We start from the raw sequence: 16,622 nt of genomic DNA, 5'->3' as shown, positions 1-16,622 counted from the left end.
CCCCGCGCTGCTGTTTTTGGAAGTAGCCCTGTGGATAACTGATTTTCGGCCTCCGTTTCCGGGCAGACTTACCGCATGGTCCGCCTCAGCCCCCTGCCGGAAGACCTCACCCGGCGTCCGTTCACTGTCCACGAGTCGCGCGCCTTGGGTGTGCCGCCGAAGCGGTTGAGGGCCAGGGATGTGTCCGACGGCGGCCGACTGATCCATCTGCCCGCCGGCCGGGAGTTTGCACTCGCCGAACGTGCACGGGCGCTTGCCGTCGCAACGCCGGGCGCTTGGGTATCCCATGAGAGCGCAGCCCTGCTGATCAGGCTTTGCCTCCCGCCTTGGCTGGGCGGCGGGGAGACCATCCATCTCAGCAAACCCCATGAGCTTCCGCGCGTACGCAGGGCCGGGGTGGCCGGGCATCGGGTCCGGGTGCTGCCGGGCGAAGTCATCGAGTTGAACGGTATCCCGGTGTCTTCGCCGGCGCGGACCTGGCTCGACCTGGCACATCAGTTGCCGTTGCCCTACGTGATCGCGATGGGAGACCAAGTGATCCGTGTGCCGCGGCCGGACTTTGAAAGCAGGTCCGAACCCTACTCAGACAAGGAAGAGCTGCGTCTCATGATCCGCAAGCACCCGAACATGAAAGGCGTGGAGAAGGCCCGCCTTGCGCTCGAGGAAATGCGGGTCGGATCGGATTCGCTTCCCGAAACATTCATGCGCCTGGCCCTGATGGATGCCGGGCTTCCGGAACCGGAACTGCAGCTCAGGCTCGACCCGGACCATCCGTGGTCGCCGTCCGCGGACCTCGGCTACCGGCGCTTCCGGATTGCCGTGCAGTACGACGGCGCCCCGCACCTCACGCGCGAACGGCAGTCCAAGGACAACCGGCGGGACGAAGCCTTCACCAACGCCGGCTGGTCCTATTTCAAGGCCAATGCCGATGACCTCGCCGAAGGCTTCACAGGCCTTATCGCCCGGATCAAGCGGGCCAAGCTCCGCTCCGTCTGAGCCTCCAAAAACCAACGCGGGGTCACTTACGGCCCATGTTCAGTGCAAACATGGGCCGTAAGTGACCCCGCGTTGGGGGTTGGGCAGGGACAAACAGCCCTAGGCGTGGACGGCCCGGCCGGTGAAGGCCACCAAGCGTTCCAGGCTCGACGCCGTTTCCGCCACCTCCTGCGCGGGGGCGAAGCTGCCGTTGGCACGGACCTGCTCACTGATGGTGTTCTGCGCCAGGACCTCGACGTAGCTGCTCAGTCCCTCAGCGACCGTCAGCTCCTGGCCCAGTGCCTTGGCGAAGTCCCAGGCATGGACCAGGAACTCCAGGTTCAGGATCGAAGCGACGATCGTAGCCGGCAATTCAGCGAAGCCCATGTCCACGGTGCCGTCCACTCCACGGCGGTAGAAGGCTTCAAGCGTCGGCTGGGCAAGGTCCGCGATGCGCGCCTCAGGCGACTTCCCGGCGTCGTCCGCTACCTCGGCGCCCAGCGCCTTGCCGATGCCGGCAATCGAACCGGCCAGGTGGTCCAGCAGGCCGGCGACGTCGAAGTCGGCGCAGGGAGTCTGCTTCTGCAGGTCAGCATCGGTGATGCCGAGCAGCACGCGCTGCAGGATGGCCAGGGTGGCGTCTGCGGCCGTGAGTTCGTCGAGGTTTTCGGGGGACGCGGCCCATTCATCCGGCCCGGCGTCGCCGGTGGTGGCCTGGGCGAGCAGTCGCTCCATGAAGTGGGTCCAGCCTTCGGTGTGGGAGGCCAGGGCTTCGGCAGTCGGCAGGCCCTCGTGGACCAGGCGGACGGTGGTGCCGCCCTCAACCGCTTCCAGGGTGATGGACACCGTGGTGGTGTCTTCGATCGCGCCGGGCTGTTCCCAAAGCAGGCTGAAGACAACGCGCTTTCCGGGCTCCACCTCGGTGAACGTGCCGGAAGCGTGGTGGCCGGGCACCACGGTCCAGCGGTACTCGCCGCCTACCTTCAGGTCCACGCGGGCGGCAACAGTCTGCCAACGGCGCAGGCGTTCGGGCTGGGTGACGAGTTCGAAGGCCTGCTCGACATCGAGGGGAAGCAGGACGGTCTTGTCGAAAATCATGATGGCTCCTTGGCTTGGTGTTCAGGGCTTGGGCGTTCCGGGGTGCGGGAAGGACGGGCTTCTGGGGTGAAGTTGTGTGCGTCGCTGACGAGCAGGTCCAGCTCGGTGGTCCAGAACTGCTCGAAGAGCCTCCGGAGGCCGGCCATACCTTGGCGGTCCAGGCTGTAGAACCTGTTGCGGCCTTCCTTCCGGGCCACTACGAGTCCGGCCTGTTCCAGCAACAGCAGATGCTGGGAAACGGCGGAGCGGCTCACCGTGAATTCCGAAGCGAGTTCCGTCACCGTCCGCTCACCGGCCCCCAGCAGCTGCAGCAAGCGGCGCCGATTTGGCTCCGCGGCAACTTCCAGTGGGTCGAGCATGGAAAATAGGTTAGTGGTGGCTAACGCATTAAGTCAATGCCCAGGCAACGCGGGGTCAGTTACGGCCCATCCGGACACCAAACATGGGCCGTAACTGACCCCGCGTCGGGGAGGGTTAGGAGGGGTTGAGGCGGACGCGCACCGCGACTCCCGCACAGAGCACGACGGCGATCCCGCCCAGGATGGTCGCCCACCCGAGGTCTTCACCCAGGAGGAGCCCGGCCCAGCAGATGCCGAGCACCGGCTGCACCAGCTGGACTTGGCTTACCTGGGCCATCGGCCCGATGGCAAGGCCGCGGTACCAGGCGAAAAATCCGAGGAACATGCTCACCACGCCCAGGTAAAGGAAGGCGCCCCACTGTTCGGGCGACGCCGTCAGCGGCGCCCCCGCCATGGAGACCCCAGTCAGCAGCACCATCACCGGCGCCGCGAGCACCAAGGCCCAGGACACGGTCTGCCAGGCGCCGAGTTCGCGCGAGAGCAAGCCCCCTTCCGCGTAGCCGATAGCGGCCGCAACCATGGCACCGAAGAACAGCAGGTCGCTCCAATGCAGCCGGCCAAAGCCACCGCCCTGAAACATGGCGAACAGCAGCGCAGCAACGGCGCCCACCAGCATCGCCAGCCAGAACGCCGGGCGGGGACGTTCCCGCCCGCGCAGCGCGGCCGCCGTCGCGGTTGCCGCGGGAAGCAGCGCAACGACGACGGCGCCGTGGCTGGCGGGGGCGGTGGTAAGGGCGAAGGAGGTCAACAGCGGGAAACCGAGCACCACGCCCCCGGCCACGACGCCGAGACGAAGCAATTGGCGTCCACGCGGCAAGGGCTGCCGGGTCGCCGCCAGCGCGATCGCCGCGAGTGCGGCCGCCAGCACGGCGCGGCCGGAGGCCACAAACAGCGGCGGCAACCCAGCCACGGCCAAGCGGGTAAAGGGAACGGTAAAGGAAAATGCCGCCACGCCCAGCAGGCCCCACCACAGTCCGGAGCTGCGCCGGACTGGTATCACTGAGCGAGTAGGGACGGTAGCGCTACTATATACTCTCATGAACAACGATAGCAGTTCGCGGATTGCCGCCGCGCTCCGTGAGTGGATCACCAAGGCTCCGCCGGGGTCCCGCCTGCCGTCCACCCGCACCTTGGTCGCCGAACACCAGGCCAGCCCGGTGACCGTGCAAAAGGCGCTGCAAAGCCTCACCGCGCAAGGCCTCGTGGAGAGCCGGCCCGGCGTCGGGACTTTCGTCCGTGCGGTGCGCACTGCGCGGCCCGCCGACTACGGCTGGCAAACCGCCGCGCTGCGCGCACCGCTGGCGACGGCACGCGCGACGTCGGCCGCGATGCGCGACGTGCCGAACGACATCGTCGCCTTCCACTCCGGCTACCCGGCGCGGGAACTGCTGCCCGAACGGCTGGTCCGCAGCGCACTGGCGCGGGTGGCCCGCAGCGAAGCCGCCCTCTCCCGCACACCGGCAGCCGGCCTGCCGGAACTGCAGTCCTGGTTCGCGCAGGAACTCGAAACCGCTACTCCCTTGGGCTTCACGCCGCCTGCTCCGGGCGACGTCACGGTGCTGCCCGGCAGCCAGAGCGGGCTGGGCTCGGTGTTCCGCTCCCTCGTGGGCACCGGCCAGCCGTTGGTGGTGGAGTCCCCCACCTACTGGGGCGCGGTGCTCGCGGCAGGCCAGGCCGGCGTCCGGCTCGTCCCGGTGCCGAGCGGCCCCCAAGGCCCCGATCCCGACGACCTGGACCGGGCCTTCGCCGAAAGCGGGGCCCGGCTCTTCTACGCCCAGCCCAACTACGCCAATCCCACGGGCGCGCAGTGGCCGGCGGAGCGCGCGGACCGGATCCTGGAGGTGGCCCGAGCGCACGGCGCCTTCGCCCTCGAGGACGACTGGGCACACGACTTCGGCATCACCACCGCCCCCGTACCGCTGGCCAGCCGGGACGACGGCGGACACGTCCTCTACCTCCGCTCCCTCACCAAGAGCGTCTCCCCCGCCATCCGCGTGGCAGCGCTGATCGCGCGCGGCCCGGCACGGGAGCGGATCCTGGCCGAGCGCGGCGCAGAGTCGATGTACGTCAGCGGCCTGCTGCAGGCGGCAGCGCTCGACGTCGTCACGCAGCCCGCGTGGCAAAGCCACCTCCGCAGCCTCCGCCAGCAGCTTCTCGCACGCCGGGACCTGCTGCTGGCGGGTCTTCGGGAGCACGTTCCGCAAGCCCACGTGGCGCATGTCCCCTCGGGCGGCTTGAATCTTTGGGCGCAGCTTCCGGACGGCACGGACGTGGCGCGCCTGGCACGGGAATGCGAGGCGGAAGGCGTGCTGATTGCACCGGGCGCAGAATGGTTCCCCGCCGAGTCCGCGGGCGCGTTCATCCGGCTCAACTACGCCGGGCCCAACCCTTCCGCGTTCACGGAGGGCACCAGGATCCTCGGCGAGGTGCTGGGCCGCGGCTGAACAGGACCCCCGAGCAGCAACCCCGGACCGCTGAACCCGGCAACGCGGGGTCACTTACGGCCCATCCGGATGCCAAACATGGGCCGTAACTGACCCCGCGTTGCTGTACGGAAGGGTGCTGTGTGGAAGGGTGCCGTGCGGAAGGGCAAGAGAGCACGCAAAAGACCCGCAGGGTGCGCTTTGGTGGCGCGCCCTGCGGGTGAAGATGCTGGAAGTACGACGGCGGCGGTGGCCGGGTGCCGGACGGCACCGCATGCACCAGCTAGCCGATGCGGCGGGAATCTACCTCGTCGTCATCGTCATCCAGGTCCTGTCCGTACTTGTCCGCATAAGCCGAGTAATCCGGCTCCGTGGGATCGTCCTGGAAGCGGCTCGCCGCACGACTCGATGGCCCTGCCAGCTCACGCTGAAGGGCCGAATAGTCAGTGTTCGGGGAGTAGTACTTGATGTCCCGAGCCTGCTTGGTAGCTTTTGCCTTTTGACGGCCGCGCCCCATGGCGTGACCCCCTTTTGTACTTGGACCGGAGGTGGTCACCTTTGGCGATCGGTGAGGCCCCGGAATGTTTGATCAATTTGTCGTATGTCTAGATTACATGCTTTCGGCAACGGTTGCGTCCCACCCCGGAGCTCCCGGGCGCCCGGCCGCAGCGCGGACCGCGGTACTCCGGGGCAGGGAAATCTTGGGTAGAGTCTCCCGGAGATGAGCTTTGCACGCATGAAAGGCACGGATTCGGACATGGGCCAGGAAAACCCCTCGCCGTACGGCTCGGACGAAGAGCGCAGTGACGCCGTTCCCCCTGCCCCGGCCACGCCTCCGCGCGGGCCGCGCCCGGCGATGGACCGGCTGAGCAAACAGCGCCTCATCATCGGCGGCATCGTCCTGGGCGTACTGCTGATCATCGGCATCTCCCTGTGGATCCTGCTCGCCGCCCTCAGCAACAAACCCGAGGCCGGCAACCCCGCCGCCACCGCTCCCGCCAGCCGCGGTCCGCTGCCGGCGGACATCGAGGCCAAGGACTACCGCGTGGGCGACTGCTTCAGCGATTTCGATTCCAACGCCAGCAAGGCCCGTGCCGTGGACTGCACCACGCCGCACTCCGCCCAGCTCGGCGCCGTCTTCAACTACAAGGCGAACGACGGCTTCCCGGGCACCAACGCCCTGCGGGACAAAGGCCGCGACGTGTGCCGCACCGTGATGTTGAACGAAGCTTCGCGCAAGTACAACAACCTCCTGCAGCAGAATGTCTACCCGAGTTCGGACAGCTGGAACCGCGGCGACCGCCGGGTGGACTGCTTCATCGTGGTGGACTCCGGCAACACCCTGAAGGAAAGCGTCTTGCAGAAGTAGCGCACAACGAAACGAGGGCCGGGGCAGCGGACGCTGCCCCGGCCCTCGTGTCTGCTACTGCTTCCGGCGCACCACCAGGCCACTGCCGGCCAGGCCGCTGCCGGCGGGAGCACCGCCGTCGGGCCCTTCGAGCGCCTCCAGGCCCTCGATGGTGAGCTCGTCGACGTCGGCCGCGGTGTCCACCAGCACGGTGTCCCCGTCCACGATTTCCCCGGCCAGGATTTCCTTGGCGAGGCGGTCGCCAATCTCACGCTGCACCAGGCGGCGCAACGGCCGGGCACCGTAAGCGGGGTCGTAGCCGGTCATGGCCAGCCAGGCGCGGGCGCCGTCGCTGACCTCGAGGGTGAGCCGGCGGTCGTGCAGGCGCTTGGCGAGCTCGGCCACGTGCAGTTCCACGATGTTCGCCAGCTCGTCCACGCTCAGCGGATCGAACAGCACAATCTCGTCCAGGCGGTTCAGGAACTCCGGCTTGAAGGAGGCCCGCACCACGGACATCACGGCGTCCTGCTTGGCCCGGGCGTCCAGTGACGGGTCCACCAGGAACTGGCTGCCCGAGTTCGAGGTGAGCACCAGGATGGTGTTCCGGAAGTCGACGGTGCGGCCCTGGCCGTCGGTGAGGCGGCCGTCGTCGAGCACCTGCAGGAGGATGTCGAAGACTTCGGGGTGGGCCTTCTCCACCTCGTCCAGCAGCACCACGGAGTACGGGCGGCGCCGCACGGCCTCGGTGAGCTGGCCGCCCTCTTCGTAGCCGACGTAGCCCGGAGGGGCACCGACCAGCCGGGCCACCGAGTGCTTCTCGCCGTATTCGGACATGTCGATCCGGATCATGGCGCGTTCGTCGTCGAAGAGGAAGTCCGCCAGGGCCTTGGCCAGCTCGGTCTTGCCGACGCCGGTGGGGCCGAGGAACAGGAACGAACCCGTGGGCCGGTTGGGGTCGGAGATACCGGCCCGGGCGCGGCGGACGGCATCGGAGACCGCGGTGACGGCCTTGTGCTGACCGATCAGCCGCTTGCCGAGTTCCTCTTCCATGTGCAGCAGCTTCTGGGATTCGCCCTGCAGCATGCGGCCGGCCGGGATGCCGGTCCAGGCGGAGATGACCTCGGCGATGTCGTCCGCGGTGACCTCCTCCGCGACCATCAGCTCCGGCTTATCCTGCGCAGCTTCCTCCGCGGCCGCGGCGTTCAGCTCCCGCTCCAGGGCGGGCAGCTCCCCGTAGAGAATGCGCGACGCCGATTCCAGGTCGCCTTCGCGCTGGTACTTCTCGGCGGCGGAGCGCAGTTCGTCGATCTTCGCCTTGAGGTCGCCCACGCGGTTGAGGCCGGCCTTCTCGGCTTCCCAGCGTGCGTTGAGGGCCGCGAGGGTTTCCTTCTTGTCCGCCATGTCCGCACGCAGCGCGGCCAGGCGCTCCACGGACGCGGCGTCCGACTCGCCGGCCAGGGCGAGCTCTTCCATGGTGAGCCGGTCCACGGCGCGGCGCAGCTGGTCGATTTCCTCCGGTGCGGAGTCGATCTCCATGCGCAGCCGGGACGCAGCCTCGTCCACCAGGTCGATGGCCTTGTCCGGCAGCTGCCGCCCCGCGATGTAGCGGTTGGACAGCGTCGCTGCGGCCACCAGGGCAGAGTCGGCGATGGCCACCTTGTGGTGCGCTTCGTAGCGTTCCTTGAGGCCGCGCAGGATGCCGATGGTGTCATCCACGCTGGGCTCGCCGACGTAGACCTGCTGGAAGCGGCGCTCCAGGGCGGGGTCCTTCTCGATGTTCTCGCGGTACTCGTCCAAGGTGGTGGCACCGATCAGGCGGAGCTCGCCGCGGGCCAGCATGGGCTTGAGCATGTTGCCGGCGTCCATGGCGCTTTCGCCGCTGGCGCCTGCGCCCACCACGGTGTGGATTTCGTCGATGAAGGTGACGATCTGCCCGTCCGAGTTCTTGATCTCCTCCAGCACGGCCTTGAGCCGCTCTTCGAATTCACCGCGGTACTTGGCGCCGGCCACCATCGAGGCCAGGTCCAGGGCGATGAGGGTCTTACCGCGCAGGCTCTCCGGAACGTCGCCGGCCACCATGCGCTGGGCCAGGCCTTCCACGACGGCGGTCTTGCCGACGCCGGGCTCACCGATCAGCACAGGATTGTTCTTGGTGCGGCGGGAAAGTACCTGGATGACGCGACGGATCTCCGAGTCGCGGCCGATCACCGGGTCCAGCTTGCCCGAGCGCGCCACCGCGGTCAGGTCCGTGCCGAACTTTTCGAGCGCCTGGAAGGTGTTCTCCGGGTCCGGCGAGGTCACCTTGCGGTCGCCGCGGACACCCGGCAGGGCGGCGAGGAGCGCCTCATGGGAGGCTCCGGCGTCGCGCAACAGCTTCCCGACGGCGTCGCTCCCGGCGGAGAGGCCCAGCAGCAGGTGTTCGGTGGAGACAAAGGAGTCGCCGAGCTTTTCGGCTTCGCTTTCGGCGGCCTTGATGGCCTGCAGTGCCGGGCGGGAGAGCTGCGCCTGCTGGACAGAGCTGCCCGACGACGACGGCAGGGCCTTGATCGCGGAACTCGCCTGGACGCTCACGGCGTCCGGGTCCGCACCGGTTGCGCGCAGCAGCGCCACCGCGACGCCTTCGCGCTGATCCATGAGGGCCTTGAGCAGGTGGGCAGGTTCAAGTTGCGGGTTGCCGGCAGTGGAGGCGTTCATGGCTGCCGCGGAAAGAGCCTCCTGGCTCTTGGTGGTGAATTTGACGTCCAAAAGAGCTCCTTTCGGGAAGCTGGGATTTTTCCAAAGTTGAGTCAAGCAAGTCTTACAAACTTGAGTCTATCACGCTCAACTTTGAAACAGGCCTCTTGTGGTCCATGCTGGTCCACGTCCGCGGGACTGTCCAGACGTACCATGTGCGCATGAGCACCTTCACCGTCTCCCGTTCCGCCCTGATCCCGGCTCCCCCATCCGCGATCTTCCCCCTGGTCAACGACTTCCACGAATGGACCAAATGGTCGCCCTGGGAAGCCATGGACCCCAACCTCAGCCGCAGCTACTCCGGCCCGGAATCCGGCGTCGGCGCCAAATACGAATGGACCGGCAACAACAAAGTGGGCTCCGGCAACATGGAAATCGTGGGCTCGGACGAACCGTCCCGGGTCCGCATCCGCCTGGAATTCATCAAGCCCTTCAAGGGCGTGAACCCCACCGTGTTCACTTTCGTTCCGGAAGGCGGCGCCACCCGGGTCACCTGGGCCATGACCGGCGAAAACAAAACCCTCCTCTCCAAGCTGTTCTCCTTGGTCATGAACATGGACAAGATGGTGGGCAAGGACTTCGAAAAAGGCCTGGCATCCCTCAGCGTGGAAGCGGTCAAACGGAAGAGCTGACGCAGCCCCCCCACAGAAAACGGCGCCCGGCCTCTTTCGAGACGGGCACCGTTTCGGTGTACGGAGCGCTTGGCGACCTTAAGGCCCTGCGTGTCCGCACACGCCGTCGAGCTTGTGGCCGAACATCGCCGGGCTAGAGAAATCGGTGAACCCGTCCGAAATCACGATGATCGCCCGCAGGCTGCTCGTATCGGAATGGCTTCCGAAGCCCGGCGTCGCTCCGATGGGATCCGCCACATCTCCGAGGGGATGGTGCGCGTCCGCCGTCGCATTGGCGCAATCAGCGGATTCGACGATCGGGTGGATAGTCGCGGAGGCTGCCGGGGCGAAACCCAGCATTCCCGCGAACAGAACGGCACCGGCCGCGGCCGATGCCCTGATCCAAGCCATTGCTTTTCCTCCCTATCAAAAAGAAACCTCGGTTTGGGGCCGTCCTTGGAACAGGCACAGCCTCCTGGCACAGGTCATGCCATGCTCCAATTAACGGCCTCCGGCGGCGCCTCCGCACGAGTAGGCGGTACTCGTTTTTCCAGGCCCATGCGGCCCCGGGCAGAAGCGGCCCGGCCGAAAGAATTTCCTAAGGGTTTCCCCATGGTTGGCGGCTGCTCGGAGCCGTACCCTTTTGCGTGAGGGGTAGGGCCGTGGACGCGGAGGTGTGCCATGGAATGGACCCGGCCCGGCAGCCCGGACTATGAGGAAAAGCGGAAGCTTTTCAACGCGATGATCGACCGCCGCCCGGCGGTGATCGCCCAGTGTGCATCGCCCGCGGACGTGGCCGAGGCACTTCACTACGCCCGCGTCCACCGTCTTGATGTTGCGGTGCGCGCCGGCGGCCACTCGGTGGCAGGAATGTCCACCAACGACGACGGCCTGGTGGTGGACGTCAGGCCCATGAAATCCATCAACGTGGACCGTGACGCCCGCGCCATCACGGTCGGATCCGGCGTGACGTGGGGCGAGTTCGACCGCGCCACCCAGGTACACGGGCTGGCCACCACGGGCGGCCGCGCCTCCACCACCGGCGTGGCCGGCTTTACCCTGGGCGGTGGCTCGGGCTGGCTGGAGCGCTCCTTCGGCTTCGCCTGCGACAACCTGCTCTCCGTGGACCTCGTGACGGCGGCCGGGGACCAGGTGACCGCGAGCGCGCAGGAGAACCCCGAACTCTTCTGGGCCCTGCACGGCGGAGGCGGGAACTTCGGCGTCGCCACCTCCTTCACCTTCGGGCTCCGGGACCTTGGCCCCACAGTGCAGGCCGGACTCATGCTTTTCCCCGGCGCCGCCGCAACGGAGGTGAGCCGCGGCTTCCGGGGCGCGGCGCTGGAAGCCCCCGACGCCGTCGGGACCGCGCTTGTCTACCTCACCGCCCCGCCGGAACCGTTCGTCCCGGAGGACATGGTGGGAAAGATGGCGGTAGGCGTGGCGTACCTCTACGCGGGCGACTCCGAGGAAGGCGCGGAACATGTCCAGCCCTTCCGCGCGATGGGGCCGGCCGTGGACCTGGTGGCGCCCATGGGCTACGCGGATTTCCAATGCATGATCGACGACCCGCCGGGCAAGTACAACTACTGGAGCGCGGACTACCACGACGAACTCACGGATGACGCCCTGGAGCTGTTCGTGGATTCGGCGAACCATCTGCCGGGCGAGAGTTCGCAGCAGCTCATTGCCCGCTGGGGCGGGGCTGTGGGCGGGTCGGCCGCCGCGGCCACTCCCCTGCAAAATCGCAGTGCCGCCTGGGTGAGCCACCCCTTCGGGCTGGCCGACACTCCCGAGGGCGGGCAGGAGGCCAAGGCCTGGGTGAAACGGTTCCGCGAGGACATCGCCCCGTACACCACGGGCGGCGTGTGGCTGAACTTCATCGGCCACGAAGGGCAGGACCGCATCATGGCCGCGTACGGCGAGGAGAACTACCGCCGGCTCTCGCAGGTCAAGCGCGAGTTCGATCCGGAGAACACCTTCCGCGGCAACCAGAACATCCTGCCGGCGGAGCGCTGAGCGGCGCCCTGAGCCGAACGACGGCGGCAGGGCCGGCCGTCCCCTTGCCGGACCCGCCGCCGGGGCTACACTTTGGCCATGGCCGTCTATGTGGATCCGCCCCTATGGCCCGCGCACGGGACCGTGTTCTCCCATTTGGTGTCCGATACTTCCCTTGAGGAACTGCACGCTTTCGCCTTGATGGCCGGCGTTCCGGAGCGGGCGTTCGACGGCGACCATTACGACGTCGCCGAGCACCGTTACGCGGAGCTCGTCGCCGCCGGGGCGATTCCCGTGGAAGCCGGGGTGCTGGTGCGCAAGCTGATCGCCAGCGGCCTGCGGATCCCGGCCCGGCAGCGCAGCAAGGCCCTCACCGTGCCCCTGCTGGAGCGCTGGAATTCCATCCTGCCCGGTCATGAAGAGCTCGGCTTCGAGCTGCTGGAACGCTGGGGCGAAGACCACCGGAAGTACCACAGCCGCACCCACCTCCTGGCGGTCCTCGAAGCCCTGGACGTGTTGACCGAACCGGCGCTGCCCGCCCGGACGGTGGCCCTGGCGGCGTGGTTCCATGACGCCGTCTACGAAGGGATTGCGGGCACGGACGAGGAGGAATCAGCGCTCCTCGCGGAGAAACGGCTGACCTCCGTCGGCCTGCCGGAGGACGACATCGCCGAGGTCGCCCGTTTGGTCCGGCTCACCGCAAGCCACGATCCCGCACCCGATGACTACGCCGGCGCCCTGCTCTGCGACGCGGACCTCTCCGTCCTCGGCGCCGAACCGGCGGCGTACGCCCGCTACCTCGCCGCCGTCCGCGAAGACTACGCGCACGTCAGCGACGCCGACTTCGCCACCGGCCGCGCCGCCGTCGTCCGCCGACTGCTGGCGCTGGACCCCCTGTTCCATAACGCCCGCGCCCGGGAGCTTTGGCTCGACGCCGCGCGCCGCAACCTGCAGGCGGAACTGGCATGACCGCCGGGGCCGTGCACCGGCAGCTGCCGTACCGGATCCGCTTCGAGTGGGGGCTCGACGGCGCCCGCACGGTCGCGTCCGGCGCGGACCTTGCGGTGGTGGTGGACGTGCTGTCGTTCAGCACCTGCGTGAGCGTCGCCGTCGAGCGCGGGGTGGACGTCTACCCGTACCGCTGGAAGGACACCGGCGCGGAAGACTTCGCCGTACACCACGGAGCCACGCTGGCGGGGCCGCGGAACGGCGGCGGGCTGAGCCTGTCTCCGGCGAGCCTGCGGGACACGCCCGGCCTGGAGCGCGTGGTGCTGCCCTCCCCCAACGGCTCGGCCATCTGCCACGAACTGGCGGGTGAGGTGCCGCTGCTGAGCGCCGTCTGCCTGCGCAACGCCGCGGCCACGGCCGAGTGGGTGCTCGCCACGCTTCCGGAGGATGCGGTGATCGCCGTCATCGCGGCCGGCGAGCTATGGCACCACGGCGGACCGGGGAACGACGGCGGACTGCATCACGATGGCGGGCTCCGGCCCGCTGTGGAGGACCTCTGGGGCGCGGGTGCGTTCCTGGCCGGACTGGTCGCAGCCGGGCGCGAAGTGTTCAGCCCCGAGGCGTTCTCGCCGGAGGCCCTCATGGCGGCCGCAGCCTACGATGCCGCCGAGCCGAACCTGCCGGAATTCCTGCGCGGCTGCTCCAGCGGGCGGGAGCTGATCGGCATGGGCTACCCGGAGGACGTGGAGATCGCCGCGGGGCTGGATGCCTCGTCCGTGGTGGCGCTCATGCAGGGTGGTTCTTTCAAGCGCGTCTAGCGTTCCGGCGGGTTTAGCTTTCGCCGGCATGTTTCTCCGTAACGTCTACCGCGGCAGCGGGCCGGTGTAGGAAGCGCGGGCTTCCTCGACAGCCGGCAAATGGTTCTCGGTCCAGTACGCCAGGGATGCGAACACGGGCGAGAGGCTCCGTCCGAGGTCCGTGATTTCGTACTCCACGCGCGGCGGCACTTCCCCGTAGCTGCGCCGCTCCACCAGGCCGTCGCGTTCGAACTGGCGAAGCCGCTGGGTGAGGACCTTGGCCGTGATGCTGCCCAGTTGCTGCTGAAGGTCAACGAAGCGAAGCGGGCCCGATTGGTTGAGCGTCCACAGGATCGGGGTGGTCCACCGGCTGAAGAGCAGGTCGACTGCCGGGCTGATCCGGCACCCCGTGGCCGGGGCTGCGAGGGTTTCGTCAAGCTTGGCCATGCCGCTCCAATACTTTCCTGGGGGAACCTGTTGCGCGAGGCCTCCTAGCCTACTCGTGCAGCCGTCGTCCGGACGGCCCGGATGCCCGGCATGCGTCCGGAAACAGGCAACGAAGGAGAACATCTTGATCGTCGTAACTGGTGCCACGGGCAACGTGGGACGGGTACTCGTTGAGTCCTTGGCCGGTGCCGGCCATCCCGTCACCGCCGTCTCCCGCGGCATGTCGTCACCGCTGCCTGCACGCCGCGGGGTCACGCCCATCGCCGCGGACCTGGCTCACGCGGACAGCCTCGCCCCGGCACTGAAGGGTGCGCAAGCGCTCTTCCTGATGGTCTCCGGTGCCGGAGCCCATGTGGACGGCGCGGCAGTCATGCAGCGCGCCGCCGAGGCCGGTGTGAAACGGGTGGTCCTGCAGTCTTCCCAGGCCGCCGGCACCCGGCCCGGATCTCCGTCCCATGCGCCGCTCGTGGCATTGGAACAGGCCGTCCGGGAGTCCGGGCTCCAGTGGACGATCCTGCGGCCGGGCGGCTTCGCGAGCAACGTCTTCGCGTGGGCTCCTTCGATCCGGCAGGAGCGGAAGGTGTTCGCACCTTACGCCGACGTGGCGCTCCCGGCTGTGGACCCGGCTGACATCGCCGGGGTAGCCGCGGCCTGCCTGACGAGCGATGCCCACGCCGGGAAGAGGTACGTGCTCACCGGCCCGGAACCGAGCAGCCCGCGGCAACGTGCCGCGGTCCTCGCCGAGGCCATCGGAGAGCGGGTGGATTTCGTCGAGCTTGGACACGATCAGGCGCGGGCACAACTGCTGGAAGTGATGCCCGAAGCGGTCGCCGACGGCACGCTCGCGATCCTCGGTCGGCCGACGGCTGAGGAACTCCAGGTGAGTCCCGACGTCGAGACGGTCCTTGGGCGGCCGGCCCGGACCTTCGCCGCTTGGGCACAGCGGAACGCGGAAGCGTTCCGCTGAACTGCAGGTCCTAGCGGTAGTTGCTCACGAAAGGCTGGTTGCTGGGCACGATCTGCTTGCCGAGCGGCATGAGGGACACCGGAATCAGCTTCAGGTTGGCGATGGCCAGCGGGATGCCGATGATGGTGATGGCCATGGCGACGGCGGTGACCACGTGGCCGATCGCGATCCAGATGCCGGCCACGAGCAGCCAGATCACGTTGCCCAGGAGCGTGAAGGGGTTGCCGGATCCCGGCTTGTCCACCACCACACGGCCGAAGGGCCACAGCGTGTAGGCACCGATCCGGAAGGACGCGATCCCCCACGGAATGGTGATGATCAGGATGCAGCACAGGATGCCCGCCGCGAAGTATCCCAGCGCCAGCCAGAACCCGCCGAAAACCAACCAGATGATGTTGAGGAGCGTCTTCATGCCTACCATTCTGCCGCTTGCCTCTGACAGCAAGGCTAGGGGTTTGCCCTGACCGTCCCCTGAAATCGGGGCACGCCCTGAAATCCGGACCGGGCTCCTCAGCCCTTCGCGGCCTTCACGAATGCCCGCACCTTCGCCAGGTCCTTGACCCCGCGGGAGGATTCGACGCCGGAGGACACGTCCACGCCCCAGGCGCCTGCCGCTTCGGCAGCGTCCGCCACGTTCTCCGGCGAGAGTCCGCCGGCCAGCAACCAGTTCCGGCCGTCCAGGCCCTTGTCGCGCATCAGCGCGTAGTCCCAGGCCTCGCCCGAGCCGGGGACCGCGGCGTCCACCAACAGCAGGTCTTCGCCCCAGTCCGCGAACTCTTCCGGAGCGGCACCCAGGGTGACGGCGCGGATCAGCCGCATGCCGGCGTCGTGCACTGTGCGGATGTCCTCCGGCGTGCGGGCGCCGTGCAGCTGGACCCATTCGAGGCCGGCGGCGCGGGCGGTGGCGACGGCGTCGGCGGCGGTTTCGTGGCGGAAGACGCCGACGGCGGCAATCCCCTCAGGGACGCCGGCCAACAGGGCGCGTGCCTGCTCGGGCGAGACCTCGCGGGGGCTCTTGGTGAGCACGAAGCCGACGGCGTCCGTGCCGCTTTCGACGGCGGCCTGCACGGATTCGGGCGTGCTCAGGCCGCACACTTTGACGAACATTCCGCGCCTCCAGCGATGTTTTCCGGACAAGTCTCTACCCCAAGACGGTAGCAAGCCGCGCCGTCCCGTTTCGAACGGTGTCCGCCGTTAAGGTGGGTGCATGGATATCGTCCGCTTTTCCGACATCCGGCCCGAACCTTGGCGCAACGGCGGCGGGGTGACGCGCGAAATCGCCAGCCACCCGAAAGCCGCCTCCGCGCAGGACGGCGCGTGGGACTGGCGGGTCAGCATCGCCGAAGTCGCCACAGCGGGTGCCTTCTCCAAGTTCCCGGGCATGGAACGGGTCATCACGGTGATCGACGGTGAACTGCTGCTGCTCACCGTGGACGGCAAGGAATACCCTCTGGAGAAGTACCGGCCGTTCCGTTTCTCCGGCGACGCCGAGTCCGGCTCGGCGCTACCCACCGGCGATATCCGGGACCTCAATGTCATCTCCCGTGCGGGAGCGTTCAAGGGCTATACCTCCATCATCGAGCTCTCCAAGAAGCGTGCCCACCCGGTCTTCGAGGGCCAGCTGGCGGTCCTGCTGGAGGGCAAGGCTTCGGTGGTTGACGGGGCTGATCCTGACGATGCTTCCACGCCGGCGGCCGAACCCACTGAGCTGGGCCGCTACGACACCGTGGTCGGCTCGGACCGCCGCACCCCGGAAATTCTCGGCCGGGGTTTCCTGGCCGTGATCTCGATCGACCGCGTCACCGAGTAGGCCCGGCGCCCGTCCCGGCCGGCCGGGCGTTTGCTACCCTAGACGGCAAGGCCCGGCACCAGGGCCTCCGGACGACGGTTCAGTACCCGGCACGCGACAAGACTGGCCAAA

General features: G+C 68.1%; 18 protein-coding genes and 1 riboswitch. Of the genes, 9 read left to right on the top strand and 9 right to left on the bottom strand.

Annotation, left to right across the window (positions count from 1 at the left end; translation table 11 throughout):
• The first annotated feature begins 75 nt into the window (after positions 1–75).
• Entirely contained in the window at positions 76–996 is a 921-nt protein-coding gene (locus BIU82_RS07180) for a hypothetical protein (protein WP_070348785.1), read from the top strand.
• Between the two features lie 99 nt (positions 997–1,095).
• On the opposite strand, the gene BIU82_RS07175 is transcribed toward BIU82_RS07180, so the two are convergent.
• The 3 genes from BIU82_RS07175 to BIU82_RS07165 form a co-directional block, all read right to left on the bottom strand.
• Positions 1,096–2,073, bottom strand: a complete 978-nt coding sequence (locus tag BIU82_RS07175) for a TIGR03086 family metal-binding protein (protein ID WP_070348784.1) — start codon at positions 2,071–2,073, stop codon at positions 1,096–1,098.
• Positions 2,070–2,432, bottom strand: a complete 363-nt coding sequence (locus tag BIU82_RS07170; protein WP_070348783.1) for a metalloregulator ArsR/SmtB family transcription factor — start codon at positions 2,430–2,432, stop codon at positions 2,070–2,072. Before BIU82_RS07170 ends, BIU82_RS07175 begins: the two co-directional genes overlap by 4 nt.
• A gap of 115 nt (positions 2,433–2,547) precedes the next feature.
• Entirely contained in the window at positions 2,548–3,471 is a 924-nt protein-coding gene (locus BIU82_RS07165; RefSeq protein WP_070348782.1) for a DMT family transporter, read from the bottom strand.
• Here BIU82_RS07165 and BIU82_RS07160 point away from each other — a divergent pair.
• The gene (locus BIU82_RS07160) at positions 3,470–4,876 is read left to right on the top strand and encodes a PLP-dependent aminotransferase family protein (protein WP_070348781.1); all 1,407 of its coding nucleotides are present in this window, start codon (positions 3,470–3,472) and stop codon (positions 4,874–4,876) included. The two genes, BIU82_RS07165 and BIU82_RS07160, sit on opposite strands and share 2 nt — an antisense overlap.
• Before the next feature lie 262 nt (positions 4,877–5,138).
• Here the strand turns inward: BIU82_RS07160 and BIU82_RS07155 are convergent, their stop codons facing one another.
• Positions 5,139–5,372: a DUF3073 domain-containing protein gene (locus BIU82_RS07155; RefSeq protein WP_070348780.1), complete on the bottom strand. Its 234-nt coding sequence runs from the start codon at positions 5,370–5,372 to the stop codon at positions 5,139–5,141.
• A 204-nt stretch (positions 5,373–5,576) separates the two neighbouring features.
• On the opposite strand from BIU82_RS07155, the gene BIU82_RS07150 reads away from it, so the two are divergent.
• Positions 5,577–6,224 carry a septum formation family protein gene (locus BIU82_RS07150; RefSeq protein ID WP_253182708.1) on the top strand — a complete coding sequence of 216 codons (648 nt, stop codon included), beginning with the start codon at positions 5,577–5,579 and terminating at the stop codon, positions 6,222–6,224.
• Between the two features lie 54 nt (positions 6,225–6,278).
• Here BIU82_RS07150 and clpB read toward each other — a convergent pair whose 3' ends face one another.
• The gene (gene clpB, locus BIU82_RS07145; protein ID WP_070348779.1) at positions 6,279–8,948 is read right to left on the bottom strand and encodes an ATP-dependent chaperone ClpB; all 2,670 of its coding nucleotides are present in this window, start codon (positions 8,946–8,948) and stop codon (positions 6,279–6,281) included.
• Between the two features lie 149 nt (positions 8,949–9,097).
• Between clpB and BIU82_RS07140 the strand changes: the two genes are divergently transcribed.
• Positions 9,098–9,568, top strand: coding sequence for an SRPBCC family protein (locus BIU82_RS07140; protein WP_070348791.1), 471 nt, complete (start codon positions 9,098–9,100; stop codon positions 9,566–9,568).
• 78 nt (positions 9,569–9,646) lie between these two features.
• Here the strand turns inward: BIU82_RS07140 and BIU82_RS07135 are convergent, their stop codons facing one another.
• On the bottom strand, positions 9,647–9,958 hold the full coding sequence (locus tag BIU82_RS07135; protein ID WP_070348778.1) for a hypothetical protein: 312 nt from the start codon (positions 9,956–9,958) through the stop codon (positions 9,647–9,649).
• A 270-nt stretch (positions 9,959–10,228) separates the two neighbouring features.
• Between BIU82_RS07135 and BIU82_RS07130 the strand changes: the two genes are divergently transcribed.
• The 3 genes from BIU82_RS07130 to BIU82_RS07120 all read left to right on the top strand — a co-directional run bounded on the left by BIU82_RS07130 (position 10,229) and on the right by BIU82_RS07120 (position 13,308).
• A complete protein-coding gene (locus BIU82_RS07130) occupies positions 10,229–11,563 on the top strand; it encodes an FAD-binding oxidoreductase (protein ID WP_070348777.1) in 1,335 nt (444 codons plus the stop codon).
• A gap of 78 nt (positions 11,564–11,641) precedes the next feature.
• A complete protein-coding gene (locus BIU82_RS07125; RefSeq protein WP_070348776.1) occupies positions 11,642–12,511 on the top strand; it encodes a DUF4031 domain-containing protein in 870 nt (289 codons plus the stop codon).
• Positions 12,508–13,308 (top strand): 2-phosphosulfolactate phosphatase, encoded by an 801-nt coding sequence (locus BIU82_RS07120; protein ID WP_070348775.1) that lies wholly within the window; start codon positions 12,508–12,510, stop codon positions 13,306–13,308. The genes BIU82_RS07125 and BIU82_RS07120 overlap by 4 nt, the downstream gene beginning before the upstream one ends.
• Positions 13,309–13,353: 45 nt before the next feature.
• Here the strand turns inward: BIU82_RS07120 and BIU82_RS07115 are convergent, their stop codons facing one another.
• On the bottom strand, positions 13,354–13,734 hold the full coding sequence (locus BIU82_RS07115) for a helix-turn-helix domain-containing protein (RefSeq protein ID WP_070348774.1): 381 nt from the start codon (positions 13,732–13,734) through the stop codon (positions 13,354–13,356).
• 124 nt (positions 13,735–13,858) lie between these two features.
• On the opposite strand from BIU82_RS07115, the gene BIU82_RS07110 reads away from it, so the two are divergent.
• Entirely contained in the window at positions 13,859–14,701 is an 843-nt protein-coding gene (locus BIU82_RS07110) for an NAD(P)H-binding protein (RefSeq protein ID WP_070348773.1), read from the top strand.
• A gap of 10 nt (positions 14,702–14,711) precedes the next feature.
• Here BIU82_RS07110 and BIU82_RS07105 read toward each other — a convergent pair whose 3' ends face one another.
• Complete coding sequence (locus BIU82_RS07105; protein WP_070348772.1) at positions 14,712–15,113, bottom strand: YccF domain-containing protein; 402 nt, start codon at positions 15,111–15,113, stop codon at positions 14,712–14,714.
• 98 nt (positions 15,114–15,211) lie between these two features.
• On the bottom strand, positions 15,212–15,808 hold the full coding sequence (locus tag BIU82_RS07100) for a phosphoribosylanthranilate isomerase (protein ID WP_070348771.1): 597 nt from the start codon (positions 15,806–15,808) through the stop codon (positions 15,212–15,214).
• Between the two features lie 100 nt (positions 15,809–15,908).
• Between BIU82_RS07100 and BIU82_RS07095 the strand changes: the two genes are divergently transcribed.
• Entirely contained in the window at positions 15,909–16,511 is a 603-nt protein-coding gene (locus tag BIU82_RS07095) for a HutD family protein (protein ID WP_070348770.1), read from the top strand.
• A gap of 45 nt (positions 16,512–16,556) precedes the next feature.
• Positions 16,557–16,622, top strand: a riboswitch (guanidine-III (ykkC-III) riboswitch).

The organism is Arthrobacter sp. SW1, assembly GCF_001766675.1.
Classification (GTDB): domain Bacteria; phylum Actinomycetota; class Actinomycetes; order Actinomycetales; family Micrococcaceae; genus Arthrobacter.
The sequence above is the reverse complement of the archived record's forward strand: the minus strand, read 5'-3'. Positions and strand labels throughout refer to the sequence as shown.